Origin of the sequence: Modestobacter sp. VKM Ac-2982 (genome assembly GCF_026967935.1) — a bacterium.
GTDB lineage: Bacteria > Actinomycetota > Actinomycetes > Mycobacteriales > Geodermatophilaceae > Modestobacter.
The window spans coordinates 648,990-666,310 of the sequence record NZ_JAPVBL010000001.1; the positions used below are offsets into that span (position 1 = coordinate 648,990).

Sequence of the window (17,321 nt, forward strand, 5' to 3'; positions counted from 1 at the left end):
TTCCCTGTCCGGGGGCTGAACGCGCGCCGACTTCATGGGGACAAATCGGGGGACAGGCCGCTCACCTGGAGACGAGCATGACCCCTGTGAGTGATCTCTCAGTCGGCGGACACCAGGACGTGCCGGTCCCTGCGGCCGGTGACGACGGCGAGGCCGCCCGGGTCTCCCGCGTCGACCGGGGCCTGCTCACCGTGCTCACCGCCGGGGGCGAGCGCCGGGTGAGCTGTGCCGGTGGGCTGCGCGCCGAGACCGCGCCGGCGGTCGGGGACTGGGTCACGCTGCGCGGGGAGCAGGTGCTGCGGGTGCTGCCGCGGCGCACCGCGTTCGTGCGCACGGCCGCCGGCCGCGGCTCGGCACCGCAGGTGGTGGCGGCGAACGTGGACGTCGTCTTCGTGGTCGACGCCCTGGGGGCGGCGGCGCGGCTGCGCCGGATCGAGCGGTACCTCGCCGTGGCCTGGGCCAGCGGGGCGACGCCGGTCGTCGTCCTCACCAAGGCCGACCTGTGCTCCGACGTGCCGGCGGCGGTCGCCGAGGTGGCCGAGGACGCCGTCGGCGTCGACGTCCTCCCGGTCAGCGCCGTGACCGGGAGCGGCCTCGCCGCCGTGCGGGACCGGGTCCCGGCCGGGTGCACCGCGGCGATGGTCGGCCCCTCCGGCGTGGGCAAGTCCAGCCTGGTCAACGCCCTGGTCGGCCGGTCGGTGGCCGCGGTCGCCGGGATCCGCGGCGACGGGCGCGGGCGGCACACGACCACGGCTCGGGAGCTGCACCTGCTCCCCGGCGGCGGCCTGCTGGTCGACACCCCCGGCATGCGCGAGCTGGCGCTGGCCGACGGCGAGGGGCTGGCGGCGACCTACGCCGACGTGGCCGACTGGGCGACCGGGTGCCGCTTCCGCGACTGTGCGCACCGCACCGAGCCCGGCTGCGCGGTGGCGGCGGCGATCGACCGCGGCGAGCTGGACCCGGCGCGGTTCCTCGCCTGGCGCAAGCTCCAGGCCGAGGCGCACCGGCAGGAGCTGCGCGCCGACGCCCGCGCCCGCGCGGCCGAGTCCGCCCGGCTGCGCGCGCTCCACCGCCAGCGGCGCACCCGCCCCGGCCACTGACCGCCCGGGCAGGAACGGGCATGTCCGCTCCAGGCGGCGGAGGTGGGTAGGTTCGCCCGGTGCGCGTCCTCGTGATCGGCTCCGGTGCCCGGGAGCACGCCCTGTGCGTGGCTCTGCAGTCCGACCCCGCCGTCACGGCGCTCGCCTGCGCGCCGGGGAACGCCGGCACCGTCACCCTCGCCCAGGCGTTCCCGCTCGACGCCGCCGACCCGGCCGCGGTCGGCGCCCTCGCCGTCGAGTGGCAGGCCGACCTGGTCGTGGTCGGTCCGGAGGTGCCCCTGGTCGCCGGCGCCGCCGACGCGGTGCGCGAGGCGGGCATCGCCTGTTTCGGGCCCTCGGCCCAGGCCGCCCAGATCGAGGGGTCCAAGGCGTTCGCCAAGCACGTGATGACCGCCGCCGGGGTGCCGACGGCGCAGTTCTGGGCCGTCGGCGGCGCAGCCGAGCTGGAGACCGCGCTGGACGAGGCGGGCGCCCCCTACGTCGTCAAGGACGACGGACTGGCGGCCGGCAAGGGCGTGCTGGTCACCACCGACCGCACGGCCGCCGTCGCGCACGGACAGGCCGTGCTGGGCGCCGGGCACTCGGTGATCATCGAGGAGTTCCTCGACGGCCCGGAGGTGTCGCTGTTCGCGCTGTCGGACGGGACGACGGTGGTGCCGCTGCTGCCCGCCCAGGACCACAAGCGCCGGGACGACGGCGACGCCGGCCCGAACACCGGCGGCATGGGCGCCTACGCCCCGCTGCCCTGGGCACCCGCGGACCTGGTCGAGGAGGTTCGCGCCACCGTCCTGCAGCCCACGATCGACGAGATGGCCCGCCGCGGGGAGCGGTTCAGCGGCCTGCTCTACGCCGGGCTCGCGCTGACCTCGCGCGGCGTGCGGGTGGTGGAGTTCAACGCCCGGTTCGGCGACCCGGAGACCCAGGTCGTGCTGCCGCTGCTGGAGACCCCACTGGCCGGGCTGCTGTACGCCGCGGCCACCGGCACGCTGGCCGAGCAGCCCCCGCTGCGCTGGCGGGACGGGGCGGCGGTCACCGTCGTCGTCGCCGCCTCGGGCTACCCCGCGCGGCCGCGCGTCGGCGACCCGATCACCGGCGCCGACGGCGAGGGCGTGCTGCACGCCGGGACGGCGCTGGGTGCCGACGGCCTGGTGCACTCGGCCGGTGGTCGGGTGCTCTCGGTCACCGCGGTCGGCGACGACCTCGCCGCGGCGCGGCAGGCCGTTTACGAGCGGCTGGCCGCGGTCCGGCTGGCCGACGCGCACTGGCGCACCGACATCGCCCTGGCCGCCGTCGAGGGCCGCATCACCGTCTGAGCGACCGGCCGGCCGCCCTCCGCGCGTGCGGGTCGACCCGGGCCGGCCGGGGTTGAGCCGCGTGCTGCCGCGGCCCCACGTCATCCCGGGCGGGTCGACCCGGCTCAGCAGGGGTCGAGCCGCGCCGGCCCGCAGGCGTCAGCGGGCGGTGACCGGTCGGCGAGCCCGGCGGGTGTCCGGTTGCGGGGGTCGCGGACCCTCGTGCCGCCGGGACAGGTAGGTGCCGGCCACGTTGCCGCAGGCGATGACCGGGACGGCGATCAGCGCGCCGAAGACCCCGCCGATCAGCAGCCCGGCGGCGATGCCGAGGACGACGGCCAGCGGGTGCACCGAGACCGCGCGGCCCAACAGCAGCGGCTGCAGCACGTGGCTCTCCAGCTGCATGATCAGCACGATGATCCCCAGGGCGATCAGCGCCCGGACCGGCCCGACGGCGACCAGGGTGACCAGCACCGACACCGTGCCGGCGAGGAACGACCCGATGATCGGGATGAAGGCGCCGAGGAACACCAGCGCGGCGAGCGGCACGACCAGCGGCGTCCCGAGGAAGACCAGGCCGATGCCGATGAAGACGGCGTCGAAGGCGGCGACCCCGACGGTGGCCCGCACGTAGGAGATCAGCGTGCGCCACGACCGCCGGGCCGCCTCGTCCAGGTAGGCCTGCGAGTTCACCGGCGTCAGCCCGACCACCCACAGCCAGATCTGCCGGCCGTCGAGCAGGAAGAAGAAGAGGGTGAACAGGGTCAGCAGTGCGCCGGTGAGCACCTCGCCCACGGTCGCCGCCGTGGTGAGCGCGCCGGAGGTGAGGGCGTCCTGGTTGTCCGCGATGGACTGGCTCGCGCTCTCGAGCGCGTCGGTGATCTGGCCGTCGGTGACCGGGAAGGTGCGGGTGATGAAGTCCTGCACCTGGGTGAGCCCCTCGTCGACCTGGGACACGAGGTCGGCGTAGCCGGCGGCGAACTCCTCGACCACGAGGGTCACGATCCCCGCGACCACGCCCACGCCGACGACGAGCATCGTCAGCGCGGCCAGCGAGGTCGGCCATCCGCTGCGCCGCAGGGAGGCCACGCCCGGCTGGAGCAGCGCGGCGAGCAGCAGCGCCACGATGACCGGCACGATGACGACGGCGACGTAGCCGGCCGCGCGCAGCAGCAGGTACAGCGCCGCGACCACGGCCACCGTCCGCCACGACCAGGCCGCAGCGATCCGCAGCCCGTTGGGGACGTCCCGCTCGGCGGCCCGGAGCCGGCCCTCCGGGGCCAGCAGGCTGCCCCGGGCACGGTCCCGGCCGGGCGCCGGCGGGGCACCACCGGGTGCCGGGGGGCCGCTGACCCCGCCGGGGACGTCGACGTCCGGGGCGTCGGGGTGCGGGCTGCCGGGGGCGAGCGGTGCAGCGTCGTGGCGGGGTGCGCTGGTGGCGTGATGGCCGTCGCCGGGGTGACCGTCGCCCTGGTGCGGTTCCTCCACGTGGTCCACGACGGCGCGGCTGCCGTCCTGGAGGACGAGCACGGTGCCGTCGGGCCAGGCGTGCGGGTCGTGCTCGGCGGCGGCCCGGATCCGCTCCCGCGCCCGGTCGACGACGCGTCTGGCCCGCTGAAACATCCTTCTCCTCCGAGCTGATGGGGGCCCGCCCGCAGCGGTGCGAGAGGATGGGCCCCGTGGTGCGCCGAGCTGAGCAGACCGAAGCGGTACTCGCATGATCGACAGGTACACCCTGCCCGAGATGGGCCGGGTCTGGAGTGACCAGCACAAGTACGAGCTGTGGTGCCGGGTCGAGACGCTGGTGCTGGAGGCGCACGCGGCCGCCGGGCGGGTGCCCGCCGACGTCGTCGAGCCGGTGCGCAACGCGCCGCCGCCCACCCCCGAGCGGGTGGCGGAGATCGAGGAGACGACGCAGCACGACGTCATCGCCTTCCTCACCGCCTGGGCCGACAACACCGAGCCGCGCTCGGCCGCGGCCTACGTGCACCACGGCATGACCTCCTCGGACCTGCTGGACACCGCGCTCGCCGTCCAGCTCACCGACGCCACCGACGTGCTGCTGGCCAAGGCCGACCGGCTGGTGGCCGCGCTGCGTGACCACGGCCTGGCCCACCGGGCCACCATCAAGGTCGGCCGCACCCACGGGGTGCACGCCGAGCCCGACGTCTGGGGCCACCGGGTCGCCGACCTCGCCTTCGCCGCCGCCCGGTCCCGCGACCGGCTCCGCCGGGCCCGCGAGGCCGTCGGCGTGGTGGCGATCTCCGGCGCCGTCGGCACCTACTCCCTCATCGACCCCTCGGTCGAGGTGACGGTGGCCCAGGCGCTGGACCTGCGGGCCGCCGACGCCTCCACCCAGGTCGTGCTGCGCGACGGGATCAGCGAGTGGGTCTCCGCGCTGGGGATCATCGCCACGGTGTGCGAGGCGATCGCCCTGGAGGTCCGGCACGGCCAGCGCACCGAGGTGCGGGAGCTCTCCGAGGCGTTCGGCGCGGGGCAGAAGGGCTCCAGCGCCATGCCCCACAAGAAGAACCCGATCCGCTCCGAACGGATCGCCGGGCTGGCCCGGGTCGTGCGCGCGGCGATCGTGCCGGTGATGGAGGGCATCCCGCTCTGGCACGAGCGGGACATCTCGCACTCCTCCACCGAGCGGGTCTTCCTGCCCGACGCGGCGATCACCACCGACTACCTGCTGGACCTGACCGCCGGGCTGGTGGAGAACCTGGTCGTCGACGCCGACCGGATGCGCGCCAACCTGGAGTCCACCGGCGGGCTCATCTACACCTCGTCGGTGCTGCTGGAGCTGGTCGAGGGCGGGATGGGCCGCGAGCAGGCCTATGCGCTGGTCCAGTCGGCGGCGATGCGCACCTGGCAGGACGGGACGCCGTTCCGGCAGACGCTCCGCGAACGGGCCGCGGCCGACGACGTCGCCCTCGACGAGGCCCGGCTCGACGAGATCTGCCGGCCCGAGCAGTACGTCGCGAACCTCGGCCCGCTGTTCGACCGGCTGGCCGCGCTGTCGTGAGCCTGCCCTTCGAGCTCGTCGCCCGGGGCAAGGTCCGCGAGGTCCACGCCGTCGGCGACGACCGGCTGCTGCTGGTCGCCAGCGACCGGGTCTCCGCCTACGACCACGTGCTCCCCACGCCGATCCCGGACAAGGGCCGGGTGCTCACCGCGCTGTCGGTGTGGTGGTTCGAGCAGCTGGCGCCGGTGCTGGCCGAGCACGGCGCGGAGCACCACCTGCTGGCCTCCGGCGACGAACTGCTCGCCGTCGGCGTGCCGGAGGAGCTGACCGGCCGGTCGATGCTGGTCCGCCGGCTGGAGATGCTGCCGGTGGAGTGCGTGGCCCGCGGCTACCTGTCCGGGTCGGGCACGCATCTGTACCAGCGCACCGGCGCGATCGTCGACGTCCCGCTGCCGGCCGGTCTGGTCGAGGGCTCGCGGCTTCCCGAGCCGGTCTTCACCCCCTCGACCAAGGCCGAGGTCGGCGAGCACGACGAGGCGATCGGGTTCGCCCAGGTCGTCGAGGCCGTCGGCGCCGACCGGGCCGAGGCGCTGCGGTCGCTCACCCTGGCGCTGTACCGCCGGGGGGCGGAGATCGCCGAGCAGGCCGGGCTCGTGCTGGCCGACACCAAGTTCGAGTTCGGGACGGCGGGGGACACCCTGGTGCTCGGCGACGAGGTGCTGACGCCGGACTCCTCGCGGTTCTGGCCGGCCATGACCTGGTCGCCGGGCGCGCCGCAGCCCTCCTTCGACAAGCAGTACGTCCGGGACTGGCTGACCACCTCCGGCTGGGACCGGGTGTCCCCGCCGCCGGAGCTGCCCGAGGACGTCGTCGCCGCCACCCGCGACCGCTACGTCAAGGCCTACGAGCAGCTCACCGGCCTGCCCTGGAGCTGAGCCACCCGGCCACCACAATGGCCATTGTGGTGGCCGGGTGGCTCAGTAGAGCGCGGCGATGCCGCGGGCGCGGGCGTTGCGCAGCGCGGTGAAGACGTGCGAGCGGATCAGGTCGGCGGCCCGCTCGGGCAGGTCGACGAAGCGCAGCGACCACTCGTGCAGGTTGTCCTGGCGGGGCCGGCGACGGACCATCGCCACCTCGGTGACGAGCTCGTCGGAGTACAGGTCGAGCGTGAGGAGCAGGGGCTGGCTCATCGTCGGGAACGGGATGCTGACGCCCAGGTCGCCGTGCGGCCGGAAGACGGCGAGCAGGCCGCCCTCGCTCAGGTCGACGGTGCTCCCGACCAGGGTCGCGCGCTCCCAGGCGAGGGTCACCGACAGCCCGATGGGGGCGCGGACGGCGTCCCGGCGCTGGATCCTGCTGGCCGGGCCGGTGACCTCGACCTTCCAGAGGCCGTCGGCGGCGACCGCCACCGCGTCGGCCGGTACGGACCGGAGCCCGTCGTCGGCCTGCCAGGACAGTTCCAGCATGTCGCGCTCGACGAAGGGGGCGATCTCCCCGAGGGCGTTGCGGGGTGGACTGAGGAAGAGGTACGACTCGCTCTCCCGGCGGACCCGGGCGGTGAGCGCCTCGTCCCGTCCGAGCAGCAGGACGCTCAGCGCCGTCGTGGCGGCCGGGTGGTCCACATCGGGCACTCCAGCGACCACCTGTGCTCCTCCGTGTCCCTCACCGATCGCCCCAGCGGCCATCGCATCCGGTCCATCGTGGGTCACTCGGACCGGTTGTCCAGCGCAACGGTGCAGGTCCGTGACCCGTCCGGATGAGCCGGGACGGGCCAGGGCCGGCTGGGCCACGGCGGTTCCCCGCAGCGGGCCGGCCGACCGGCGTGGTGTCGGCCCCCGTCGCGGAGCCGGTACCCTCGGCGGCGTGTCCCAGGTGGTCGTCGACGTCGTCCTGAAGCCAGAGATCTCCGACCCCCAGGGGCAGGCCGTGCTCGGCGCCCTCGGGCGCCTCGGCCACACCGGGGTGCGCAGTGTCCGCCAGGGCAAGCACTTCGTGCTCGAGGTCGACGGCGAACCCGACGAGGCCGAGCTCCGGCAGATCGCCGAGACGCTGCTGGCCAACCCCGTCATCGAGGACGTCGAGCTGCACCTCCCCGCTCGCACCACCGACTGAGAGAGACCCAGTGCGCATCGGTGTCATCACCTTCCCGGGTTCCCTGGACGACGTCGACGCCGCACGCGCCGTGCGGCTCGCCGGCGCCGAGCCCGTGTCCCTCTGGCACGGCGACCACGACCTGAAGGACGTCGACGCCGTCGTCCTGCCCGGCGGGTTCTCCTACGGCGACTACCTGCGTGCCGGGGCGATCGCCGCCCGCTCGCCGCTGATGGCCGACGTCGTGGCCGCGGCGCACGGCGGCCTGCCGGTGCTGGGCATCTGCAACGGCTTCCAGGTGCTCTGCGAGGCCGGGCTGCTCCCCGGGGCGCTGACCCGCAACAGCCACCTGCACTTCCGCAACCGTGACCAGGGGCTGCTCGTCGAGCGCGCCGACACCGCCTGGACGACGTCGTTCGAGCAGGGGCAGCGGATCGTCGTCCCGGTGAAGAACGGCGAGGGCCGCTACGTGGCCGCCGACGCCGACCTGGACCGGCTGGAGGGCGAGGGGCGGGTGGTCGTGCGCTACGTGGACGGCAACCCCAACGGCAGCTCCCGCGACATCGCCGGGGTCACCAGCGCCGACGGACGGGTGGTCGGGCTCATGCCGCACCCGGAGCACGCGGTCGAGGCGCTCACCGGGCCCTCGGTCGACGGCCTCGGCTTCTTCACCTCCGTGCTCACCGCGATGGTCGCCGCGTGAGCGCCACCGAGGGCCTGTCCGAGCTGGACACCGCGCCGGGCCGGACGAACCGGCTGGACACCGTCGAGCTGGCCGCCCAGCACCCCGACGACGAGCAGCCCTACGCCGAGCTCGGCCTGAAGGAGGACGAGTACGCCCGGATCCGGGAGATCCTCGGCCGCCGGCCGACCACCGCCGAGCTGGCGATGTACTCGGTGATGTGGAGCGAGCACTGCTCGTACAAGTCCTCCAAGGTGCACCTGAGCCGCTTCGGTGACCTGCCGAAGAGCGACGCGCTGCTGGTCGGCATGGGGGAGAACGCCGGCGTCGTTGACGTCGGCGAGGGCTGGGCGGTCACCTTCAAGGTCGAGTCGCACAACCACCCCAGCTACGTCGAGCCCTACCAGGGCGCGGCCACCGGGGTCGGCGGCATCGTCCGGGACATCCTGACCATGGGCGCCCGCCCGATCGCCGTCATGGACTCGCTGCGCTTCGGCGCCGCCGACGCCCCGGACACCGCCCGGGTGCTGCCCGGCGTGGTCGCCGGGGTGGGCGGCTACGGCAACTGCCTGGGCCTGCCGAACATCGGCGGCGAGCTGCTCTTCGACGAGACCTACGCCGGCAACCCGCTGGTCAACGCCCTGTGCGTGGGCGTGCTGCGGCACGAGGAGCTCCAGCTGGCCAAGGCCGAGGGCACCGGCAACAAGGTGGTCCTCTTCGGGGCACGTACCGGCGGCGACGGCATCGGCGGCGTCTCGGTCCTGGCCAGCGAGACCTTCGACGCCGAGGGCCCGGCCAAGCGCCCCGCCGTCCAGGTCGGCGACCCGTTCACCGAGAAGCTGCTGATCGAGGCCTGCCTGGAGATCTTCGCCGCCGGCCTGGTCACCGGCATCCAAGACCTGGGTGGCGCCGGCATCTCCTGCGCCACCAGCGAGCTGGCCGCGGCCGGCTCCGGTGGCATGGCGATCGACCTGGACGCCGTCCCGCTGCGCGACTCCACGCTCACCCCCGCCGAGATCCTGATGAGTGAGTCCCAGGAGCGGATGTGCGCCATCGTCGAGCCCGGCAAGGTCGCCGACTTCCTAGCCGTCTGCGCCAAGTGGGACGTGCTGGCCACCGTCATCGGTGAGGTCACCGACGGCGAGCGGCTGACCATCGACTGGCACGGCGAGCGGATCGTCGACGTCCCGCCGCGCACGGTGGCCCTTGAGGGCCCGCGCTACGAGCGCCCGATGGCCCGCCCGGCCGACCTGGACGCGCTGCAGGCCGACGCCCCGCCGTCGTCCTCGGCCGACCTGCGGGCCGACTGGCTGGCCGTCGTCTCCAGCCCGGACGGCGCGGACAAGAGCTGGGTCACCGAGCAGTACGACCGCTACGTGCGGGGCAACACCGTGCTCGCCCAGCCCGAGGACGCCGGCGTGCTGCGGATCGACGAGTCCAGCAACCTGGGCATCGCCCTGTCCCTGGACGGCAACGCCCGCTACGCCCGGCTGGACCCCTACGTCGGCGCCCAGCTGAACCTGGCCGAGGCCTACCGCAACGTCGCCGTCTCCGGCGCGAAGCCGCTGGCGGTCACCAACTGCCTGAACTTCGGCTCCCCGGAGAACCCCGAGGTGATGTGGCAGTTCGCCGAGGCCGTCCGCGGCCTGGCCGACGGCTGCCGCGAGCTCGGCCTGCCGGTCACCGGCGGCAACGTGAGCCTCTACAACCAGACCGGCGACGTCGCGATCAACCCGACCCCGGTGATCGGGGTGCTGGGCGTGCACGCCGACGTCACCCGTCGGGTGCCCACCGGCTGGCGGGCGGACGGGGAGTCCGTGCTGCTGCTGGGGGAGACCCGGCCGGAGTTCGGTGGGTCGGCCTGGGCCGCGGTCGTCCACGGCCACCTGGGCGGGCTGCCGCCCCGGCTGGACCTGGCCGCCGAGCGCGCCCTGGGTGAGCTGCTGGTCTCCCTGTCGGCCGACGGGCTGGTCAGCTCCGCGCACGACCTGGCCGACGGCGGGCTGGCGCAGGCGCTGACCGAGTCGGCGCTGCGGTACGGCACCGGCGCCCGGCTGAGCGTGCCCGGCGACCCGACGGCATCCCTGTTCGGTGAGTCGGTGGCCCGCGTCGTCCTCACCACCGCCGACCCGGCCGCGGTGCGGGCCGCGGCCGACGCGGCAGGGGTGCCGGTCACCGAGCTCGGGACGACAGGCGGTGACGCCCTGGTGCTGGAGGGGTTGCTGGAGCTGCCCCTGGACGAACTCCGGGCGGCGTGGACGGCGACCCTGCCGGCGCTGTTCGGCAACCCGGAGGCCACAGTCGGGTCGATCCCGGCGGGCACCGTCCCGACGAGCTGACAGGTCCGCTCCTGATGGCCGGCGTCGCGCCGATCTCCGCCGAGGACCTGCGGACGGCGCTCGCCCCCACGGTCGGCTGGCTCGCCGGGGAGGCCGAGCAGCCGCCCCGGGCGGTCCTGGGGGCGGCCGTGAAGACCTCGGCCCGCTGGCTCGCCCAGCACGTGCCCGGGCGCTCGGTCGAGCTGCGGGTGCCGCCGTTCGTGGCGGTGCAGTGCGTGCCGGGGCCCCGGCACACCCGCGGCACCCCGCCCAACGTGGTCGAGACCGACGCCGCGACCTGGCTCCGGCTGGCGACCGGCGCGCTCTCCTGGGCCGATGCGGTCGGGGAGGGCAAGGTCAGCGCCAGCGGCAACCGTGCCGACCTCTCCGAGCACCTCCCGCTGCGCGCCGTCCGACCCGCCGGGCCGTCCTCCTCGTCGAGTTGACGAACGGCTGACGCCTGCCCGCCCCGCCGGTGGGCGCCACCGTTCGCCGATGATCGACTGCGGGTGGGGGGCGAACAGCACAGCGCCCCTCCTGCCGGTGGCAGGAGGGGCGCTGTGCCGTGTGGTGCGGGTGGCTCAGCCGCCGAACAGCGCGCTGGCCGCCTTCACCGTGTTGTACAGCCCATAGGCCAGGGGCACACCGACCAGTGCCCAGGCGAAGGCGACGAGGCCGGTCGGGGTGTTCGTCGTGGCCTGCTGGTCGCCGGCGTGGCGTGGGGTGCTCATCGCGTCAGGTTCCGATCTCCGGTGGTGGATGCGGCGGTGGGGACGTCGGTGTTCTTCGGCTCGAACCACTTCTCGGCGACCGGCTTGATCATCAGGTTGGCGACGAAGCCGACGGCCAGCAGGCCGACCATGATGAACAGGGCCGGCCGGTAGTCACCGGCGGTCAGCTCGCCCGGCGTGCCGCGCGCGTCGAGGACGCCGTTGATGATCAGCGGGCCGGCGATGCCCGCGGCGGCCCAGGCGGTCAGCAGCCGACCGTGGATGGCGCCGACCTGGTAGGTCCCGAACAGGTCCCGCAGGTAGGCCGGGACGGTCGCGAAGCCACCACCGTAGAAGCTGATGATGATCGCGGCCAGGATGACGAAGATCCAGGTGGCGGTGCTGCCGACGGTGGCCAGCAGGACGTACAGCACCAGGCCGACGCCGAGGTACACCATGTAGATCGGCTTGCGACCGATGTAGTCCGAGGTGGAGGACCACACGAACCGACCGGCCATGTTGAACAGCGAGAGCAGCCCGACGAAGCCGGCGGCCGTTGCGGCGAGGACCGTGGAGGTCTCCCCGTTCCGGAAGAAGTCCTGGATCATCGGCGCGGCCTGCTCGAGGATGCCGATGCCGGCGGTGACGTTGCAGAACAGCACCGTCCAGAGCAGCCAGAACTGCGGGGTCTTGATGGCGTTGTTGGCGGAGACGTTCTCCGTCGTCACCAGCGACTTGGCCTTGACCTGCGACGGGTCGAAGCCGTCGGGGCGCCAGTCGGGCGCGGGGACCCGGACGATGAAGGCACCGAACATCATGAAGACCAGGTAGACGATGCCCAGCGTGACGAACAGCTGGGCGACGGCCGAACCCGAGGGCGTGGTGCCGATCGTGCCGTCGTAGGTCGGGTCGTACCAGTTCATCAGCTGGCGCGACAGCGGCGAGGCGATGAGCGCGCCGCCACCGAAGCCCATGATCGCCATGCCGGTGGCCAGGCCGGGCCGGTCGGGGAACCACTTGATCAGCGTGGAGACCGGGGAGATGTAGCCGATGCCGAGCCCGATGCCGCCGAGGACGCCGTAGCCGAAGTAGACCAGCCACAGCTGCTCGGTGGAGATGCCCAGCGCCCCGACCAGGAAGCCGGCGGACCAGAAGCACGCGGCGGTGAACATGGCCGCGCGCGGCCCGTTCCTGTCCACCCAGGTGCCGAAGACCGCGGCCGAGAGGCCGAGCATGACGATCGCGATCGAGAAGATGATGCCGATCGCGGTCAGGCTGGACTCGAAGTGCGAGACGAGCGCGGCCTTGTAGACGCTGGTCGCGTAGGCCTGGCCGATGCACAGGTGCACGGCGAGGGCGGCTGGCGGGATGAGCCAGCGGTTGAAGCCCGGGCGAGCGATGATGCGCTCCCGGGCCAGGAAGCTGGGTACTGCCACGGAACGACCTCCGAGGTACGGGAACGGCGCGCCCGGCGGACGCAACCCGATCGCGGCCCGTTCACAGGTGTGACACAGGTCGCGGCCGTAGGGCACCGTACGACGCTGTGACGATTCCGGCTGCACGGCGGACCCCGGCCGGGTGAGGCTGAGACCAATTCGTTGCACGCACAACCGTCGTTTCCACGGTGTGGGAGCGGGGCGCCGGCCGGCCGCCTCGTTCCCTAGGCTGGTCCCATGCCGTACGAGGTCAAGGGCGTCGTCGCCCTGAGCAAGGGTGCTCCGGTCACCATCGAGACGATCATCGTCCCCGACCCGGGTCCGGGTGAGGCGGTGGTCGACGTCCAGGCGTGCGGGGTCTGCCACACCGACCTGCACTACCGGGAGGGCGGGATCAACGACGAGTTCCCGTTCCTGCTGGGTCACGAGGCGGCCGGGCTGGTCTCCGCGGTCGGCGAGGGCGTCACGAACGTGGCCGTCGGTGACTACGTGGTGCTGAACTGGCGTGCGGTGTGCGGGGAGTGCCGGGCGTGCACCAAGGGCAAGCCCTGGTACTGCTTCAACACCCACAACGCCGCGCAGAAGATGACACTGGCCGACGGCACCGAACTCTCCCCGGCGCTGGGGATCGGCGCGTTCGCCGAGAAGACGCTGGTCCACTCCGGCCAGTGCACGAAGGTCGACCCGGCGGCGAAGCCGACCGCGGCCGGGCTGCTGGGCTGCGGCGTGATGGCCGGCGTCGGTGCCGCGATCAACACCGGCGGCGTGGGGCGCGGCGACTCCGTCGCCGTCTTCGGCTGCGGTGGCGTCGGTGACGCCGCGATCGCCGGCTCGCGGCTCGCCGGCGCGGGCACGATCATCGCCGTCGACATCGATGACAAGAAGCTCGAGTGGGCCAAGGGCATGGGCGCCACGCACACGGTCAACTCCTCCGAGACCGACGCCGTCGAGGCGATCAAGGCCCTCACCGGCGGCTTCGGGGTCGACGTCGCGATCGACGCCGTCGGTCACCCGGCGGTCTACGAGCAGGCGTTCAACGCCCGGGACCTGGCCGGCACCGTCGTCCTGGTCGGCGTGCCGAACCCGACCATGACGATCGAGCTGCCGCTGATCGAGGTCTTCGGCCGCGGCGGCGCGCTCAAGTCCTCCTGGTACGGCGACTGCCTGCCCAGCCGCGACTTCCCGATGCTCATCGACCTGTACCTGCAGGGCCGGTTCGACCTGGACGCCTTCGTGAGCGAGACGATCGGCCTCGAGGACGTCGAGGCCGCCTTCGACAAGATGCACGCCGGTGACGTGCTGCGCTCCGTGGTCGTCTTCGAGGGGGCCGAGAAGTGAGCGTCCGGATCGAGCAGGCCGTCGTCAGCGGGGTCTTCAGCCTCGACGGGCAGGACTTCGACGTCGACAACAACGTCTGGCTGGTCGGGGACGACGACGAGGTGGTCGTCATCGACGCCCCGCACGACGCCGCCCCGATCATCGAGGCGATCGCCGGGCGCCGGGTGACCGCGATCGTGCTCACCCACGGGCACAACGACCACATCACCGCGGCGGTGGCCCTGCGCGAGGCCACCGGGGCACCGATCTGGCTGAACCCGGCCGACCGGATGCTCTGGGACGTCGTCCACCCGGACACCGCACCCGATCGCGACCTGGTCGAGCGGACCCAGTTCACCGTGGGGGGCGTGCAGTTGCACGCGCTGCACACGCCCGGGCACTCCCCGGGCAGCACCTGCCTGCACGCCCCCGACCTGGCCACCGTCTTCACCGGCGACACGCTGTTCTGCGGTGGTCCCGGGGCCACCGGCCGGTCGTTCAGCGACAAGCCGACGATCCTGCGGTCGATCACCGACCGGCTGATGACGCTGCACGGTGACACCGTGGTGAAGACCGGTCACGGCGACGACACCACGATCGACGCCGAGCTGCGCAACATCGCCTGATGGAGGAGTACGTCCCCCTCGCCCCGCGCAGGCTCGGGGCGGGGCGGATCGGTCGTTCCGGCCGCTGAGCTGCCCCTTTCGGACGGCATCGTCCTCCCCCGAGTGAGCGGTCCCACCCGGGGGAGGGCGGCGCAGCCGGTACGCTCGCACCTGTGCCTCGCGGTGACGGACGGCTGACGCACGACCTCGACCCCCATGACCCTGGTCCCCAGGACGCCTGTGGCGTCTTCGGGGTCTGGGCTCCCGGGGAAGAGGTCGCGAAGCTGACCTATTTCGGCCTGTACGCCCTCCAGCACCGCGGTCAGGAGGCGGCCGGCATCGCGGTGTCCGACGGCTCCTCCGTCGTGGTCTACAAGGACCTCGGCCTGGTCAGCCAGGTGTTCGACGAACCGACGCTGGGCAGCCTCCGCGGCCACATCGCCGTCGGTCACGCCCGGTACTCCACCACCGGGGCCTCCACCTGGGAGAACGCCCAGCCGACGTTCCGCACCACCGGGGCGGGCACCGGGCTGGCGCTGTGCCACAACGGCAACCTGGTGAACACCGCCGAGCTCGCGAGCGCCGCGGCCGACGAGGGCGTGGCCGGGGCGTTCGTCGCGACCAACGACTCCGACCTGGTCACCTCGCTGATCGCGGCCAAGCCCGACATGTCGGTCGAGGCGGCGGCGATGGAGGTGCTCCCGCGCCTGCGGGGGGCGTTCAGCTTCACCTTCATGGACGAGGACACCCTCTACGCCGCGCGTGACCCGCAGGGCGTGCGGCCGCTGGTCCTCGGCCGGCTGGAGCGGGGCTGGGTGGTCGCCAGCGAGACGGCGGCACTGGACATCTGCGGCGCCTCGTTCGTCCGTGAGGTCGAGCCCGGTGAGCTGATCGCCATCGACGAGGACGGTCTGCGCAGCCAGCACTTCGCCGTCGCCGATCCGAAGGGCTGCGTCTTCGAGTACGTCTACCTCGCCCGGCCGGACACCACCATCTCCGGCCGCGGCGTGCACGCCGCCCGCGTCGAGATCGGCCGCCGGCTGGCCAAGGAGCACCCGGTGGAGGCCGATCTGGTCATCCCGGTGCCCGAGTCCGGCACGCCGGCCGCGGTCGGGTACGCCGAGGCCTCCGGGATCCCCTACGGCCTGGGCCTGGTCAAGAACTCCTACGTCGGGCGCACGTTCATCCAGCCCAGCCAGACGATCCGGCAGCTGGGCATCCGGCTGAAGCTCAACCCGCTGCGCGACGTCATCCGGGGCAAGCGCCTGGTCGTCGTCGACGACTCGATCGTGCGCGGCAACACCCAGCGGGCGCTGATCCGGATGCTCCGCGAGGCCGGCGCCCTCGAGGTGCACGTGCGGATCGCCTCCCCGCCGGTGAAGTGGCCGTGCTTCTACGGCATCGACTTCGCCAGCCGGGCCGAGCTGGTCGCCAACGGGCTGGACGTCGACGGGGTCCGGGCCTCGATCAACGCCGACTCGCTGGGCTACGTCTCCGAGCAGGGGCTGATCGCGGCCACCGAGCAGCCGGCCAACCGGCTGTGCACGGCCTGCTTCACCGGCGAGTACCCGATCGCCCTGGGCCAGCCGGAGGTGCTGGGCAAGCACCTCCTCGAGGGCATCGGCCGCCGGGCACTGACCGACGAGGCCACTGCGGTCACCGGCTGGACCGGCCAGCAGGCCGGCAGCCCGATGCTCCCCGGCGGGGCCGACGACGCGCTGAGCCGGCCGTGACGACCCACGAGGGCGAGCTGACCTACGCCGCCTCCGGCGTGGACATCGACGCCGGCGAGCGGGCCGTCACCCTGATGCGGGCGGCGGTGGAGAAGACCAACCGCCCGGAGGTCGTCGGTGGGCTGGGCGGGTTCGCCGGGCTGTTCGCTCTGGACACCGCCAAGTACCGCAAGCCGCTGCTGGCGTCCTCGACCGACGGCGTGGGCACCAAGATCGCGCTGGCCCGGGCGCTGGACCGGCACGACACCGTCGGGATCGACCTGGTCGCCATGGTCGTCGACGACCTGGTCGCCTGCGGGGCCGAGCCGCTGTTCCTGCAGGACTACGTCGCCTGCGGTCGCGTCGTGCCGGAGCGGATCGCCGCCATCGTCACCGGGATCGCGGAGGGCTGCACGCAGGCCGGTGCCGCGCTGGTGGGCGGGGAGACCGCCGAGCACGGCGACCTCATGGGCGCGGACGACTACGACCTGGCCGCCACCGCGGTCGGGGTCGTGGAGGCCGACGCCGTCCTCGGGCCGGAGCGGGTGCGCTCCGGTGACGTCATCGTCGCCATGGCCTCCTCCGGGCTGCACTCCAACGGCTACTCACTGGTGCGCCGGGTCGTCGACCGGGCCGGGCTGGACCTGACCGGCACCCCGGCCGGCCTGGGCCGTCCGCTCGGGGACGAACTGCTCGAGCCCACCCGCATCTACGCCCGCGACTGCCTGGCGCTGGTCGATCAGCTGGGGGTGGAGACGGTGCACGCCTTCGCCCACATCACCGGGGGCGGGCTGGCCGGCAACACCGTCCGCGTCGTCCCGGCCGGCCTGGAAGCGGTGCTGGACCGGAGCAGCTGGGCGCTGCCCGCGGTGGTGCGGCTGCTGGAGGAGCACGGCGTCCCCCGCACGGAGTCCGAGCGGGCGTTCAACTGCGGGGTCGGCATGGTGGCCGCGGTCGCCCCCGAGCACGCGGACCGGGCGGTCGAGCAGCTCCTCGCCCGCGGCGTCCCGGCCTGGGTGGCCGGCACGGTCGGGGCACACGACGGAGAGGCCTCGGCCCGGCTGGTCGGCTCCTACCGCTGAGCCGGCCGGCC

The 17,321-nt window shown here is 73.6% G+C and carries 16 protein-coding genes; 12 read left to right on the forward strand and 4 right to left on the reverse strand.

What is annotated here, in order from left to right; translation table 11 throughout:
- Positions 1-77 precede the first annotated feature (77 nt).
- On the forward strand, positions 78-1,100 hold the full coding sequence (gene rsgA / locus O2W20_RS03225) for a ribosome small subunit-dependent GTPase A (protein ID WP_442928929.1): 1,023 nt from the start codon (positions 78-80) through the stop codon (positions 1,098-1,100).
- Positions 1,101-1,159: 59 nt separating this feature from the next.
- Positions 1,160-2,413 carry a phosphoribosylamine--glycine ligase gene (gene purD / locus O2W20_RS03230; protein ID WP_269170314.1) on the forward strand — a complete coding sequence of 418 codons (1,254 nt, stop codon included), beginning with the start codon at positions 1,160-1,162 and terminating at the stop codon, positions 2,411-2,413.
- A 138-nt stretch (positions 2,414-2,551) separates the two neighbouring features.
- Here the strand turns inward: purD and O2W20_RS03235 are convergent, their stop codons facing one another.
- Entirely contained in the window at positions 2,552-4,015 is a 1,464-nt protein-coding gene (locus O2W20_RS03235; RefSeq protein WP_269170315.1) for an AI-2E family transporter, read from the reverse strand.
- Between the two features lie 94 nt (positions 4,016-4,109).
- On the opposite strand from O2W20_RS03235, the gene purB reads away from it, so the two are divergent.
- Together purB and O2W20_RS03245 are read left to right on the forward strand one after the other, a co-directional pair.
- Positions 4,110-5,417 (forward strand): adenylosuccinate lyase, encoded by a 1,308-nt coding sequence (gene purB, locus O2W20_RS03240; RefSeq protein WP_269170316.1) that lies wholly within the window; start codon positions 4,110-4,112, stop codon positions 5,415-5,417.
- Positions 5,414-6,292, forward strand: a complete 879-nt coding sequence (locus O2W20_RS03245) for a phosphoribosylaminoimidazolesuccinocarboxamide synthase (RefSeq protein ID WP_269170317.1) — start codon at positions 5,414-5,416, stop codon at positions 6,290-6,292. Before purB ends, O2W20_RS03245 begins: the two co-directional genes overlap by 4 nt.
- A gap of 42 nt (positions 6,293-6,334) precedes the next feature.
- On the opposite strand, the gene O2W20_RS03250 is transcribed toward O2W20_RS03245, so the two are convergent.
- Complete coding sequence (locus tag O2W20_RS03250; RefSeq protein WP_269170318.1) at positions 6,335-7,000, reverse strand: PilZ domain-containing protein; 666 nt, start codon at positions 6,998-7,000, stop codon at positions 6,335-6,337.
- A gap of 220 nt (positions 7,001-7,220) precedes the next feature.
- Between O2W20_RS03250 and purS the strand changes: the two genes are divergently transcribed.
- The 4 genes from purS to O2W20_RS03270 are packed head-to-tail and all read left to right on the forward strand — an operon-like array spanning position 7,221 to position 10,894.
- Entirely contained in the window at positions 7,221-7,469 is a 249-nt protein-coding gene (gene purS, locus O2W20_RS03255) for a phosphoribosylformylglycinamidine synthase subunit PurS (protein WP_036336369.1), read from the forward strand.
- Between the two features lie 10 nt (positions 7,470-7,479).
- A complete protein-coding gene (gene purQ / locus O2W20_RS03260; RefSeq protein WP_269170319.1) occupies positions 7,480-8,151 on the forward strand; it encodes a phosphoribosylformylglycinamidine synthase subunit PurQ in 672 nt (223 codons plus the stop codon).
- Entirely contained in the window at positions 8,148-10,469 is a 2,322-nt protein-coding gene (gene purL / locus O2W20_RS03265) for a phosphoribosylformylglycinamidine synthase subunit PurL (RefSeq protein WP_269170320.1), read from the forward strand. The genes purQ and purL overlap by 4 nt, the downstream gene beginning before the upstream one ends.
- Before the next feature lie 14 nt (positions 10,470-10,483).
- On the forward strand, positions 10,484-10,894 hold the full coding sequence (locus tag O2W20_RS03270; protein WP_269170321.1) for a sterol carrier family protein: 411 nt from the start codon (positions 10,484-10,486) through the stop codon (positions 10,892-10,894).
- A 135-nt stretch (positions 10,895-11,029) separates the two neighbouring features.
- Here O2W20_RS03270 and O2W20_RS03275 read toward each other — a convergent pair whose 3' ends face one another.
- Positions 11,030-11,179 carry an MFS transporter small subunit gene (locus O2W20_RS03275; protein WP_269170322.1) on the reverse strand — a complete coding sequence of 50 codons (150 nt, stop codon included), beginning with the start codon at positions 11,177-11,179 and terminating at the stop codon, positions 11,030-11,032.
- Positions 11,176-12,594 (reverse strand): OFA family MFS transporter, encoded by a 1,419-nt coding sequence (locus O2W20_RS03280; protein ID WP_269170323.1) that lies wholly within the window; start codon positions 12,592-12,594, stop codon positions 11,176-11,178. Before O2W20_RS03280 ends, O2W20_RS03275 begins: the two co-directional genes overlap by 4 nt.
- A gap of 237 nt (positions 12,595-12,831) precedes the next feature.
- Between O2W20_RS03280 and O2W20_RS03285 the strand changes: the two genes are divergently transcribed.
- From O2W20_RS03285 to purM, 4 genes are all read left to right on the forward strand, one after another.
- Complete coding sequence (locus tag O2W20_RS03285; RefSeq protein ID WP_269170324.1) at positions 12,832-13,932, forward strand: S-(hydroxymethyl)mycothiol dehydrogenase; 1,101 nt, start codon at positions 12,832-12,834, stop codon at positions 13,930-13,932.
- Entirely contained in the window at positions 13,929-14,537 is a 609-nt protein-coding gene (locus tag O2W20_RS03290) for an MBL fold metallo-hydrolase (protein ID WP_269170325.1), read from the forward strand. The genes O2W20_RS03285 and O2W20_RS03290 overlap by 4 nt, the downstream gene beginning before the upstream one ends.
- A gap of 152 nt (positions 14,538-14,689) precedes the next feature.
- A complete protein-coding gene (gene purF / locus O2W20_RS03295; protein WP_269170326.1) occupies positions 14,690-16,249 on the forward strand; it encodes an amidophosphoribosyltransferase in 1,560 nt (519 codons plus the stop codon).
- A complete protein-coding gene (purM, locus tag O2W20_RS03300; protein ID WP_269170327.1) occupies positions 16,246-17,310 on the forward strand; it encodes a phosphoribosylformylglycinamidine cyclo-ligase in 1,065 nt (354 codons plus the stop codon). Before purF ends, purM begins: the two co-directional genes overlap by 4 nt.
- Positions 17,311-17,321 lie beyond the last annotated feature (11 nt).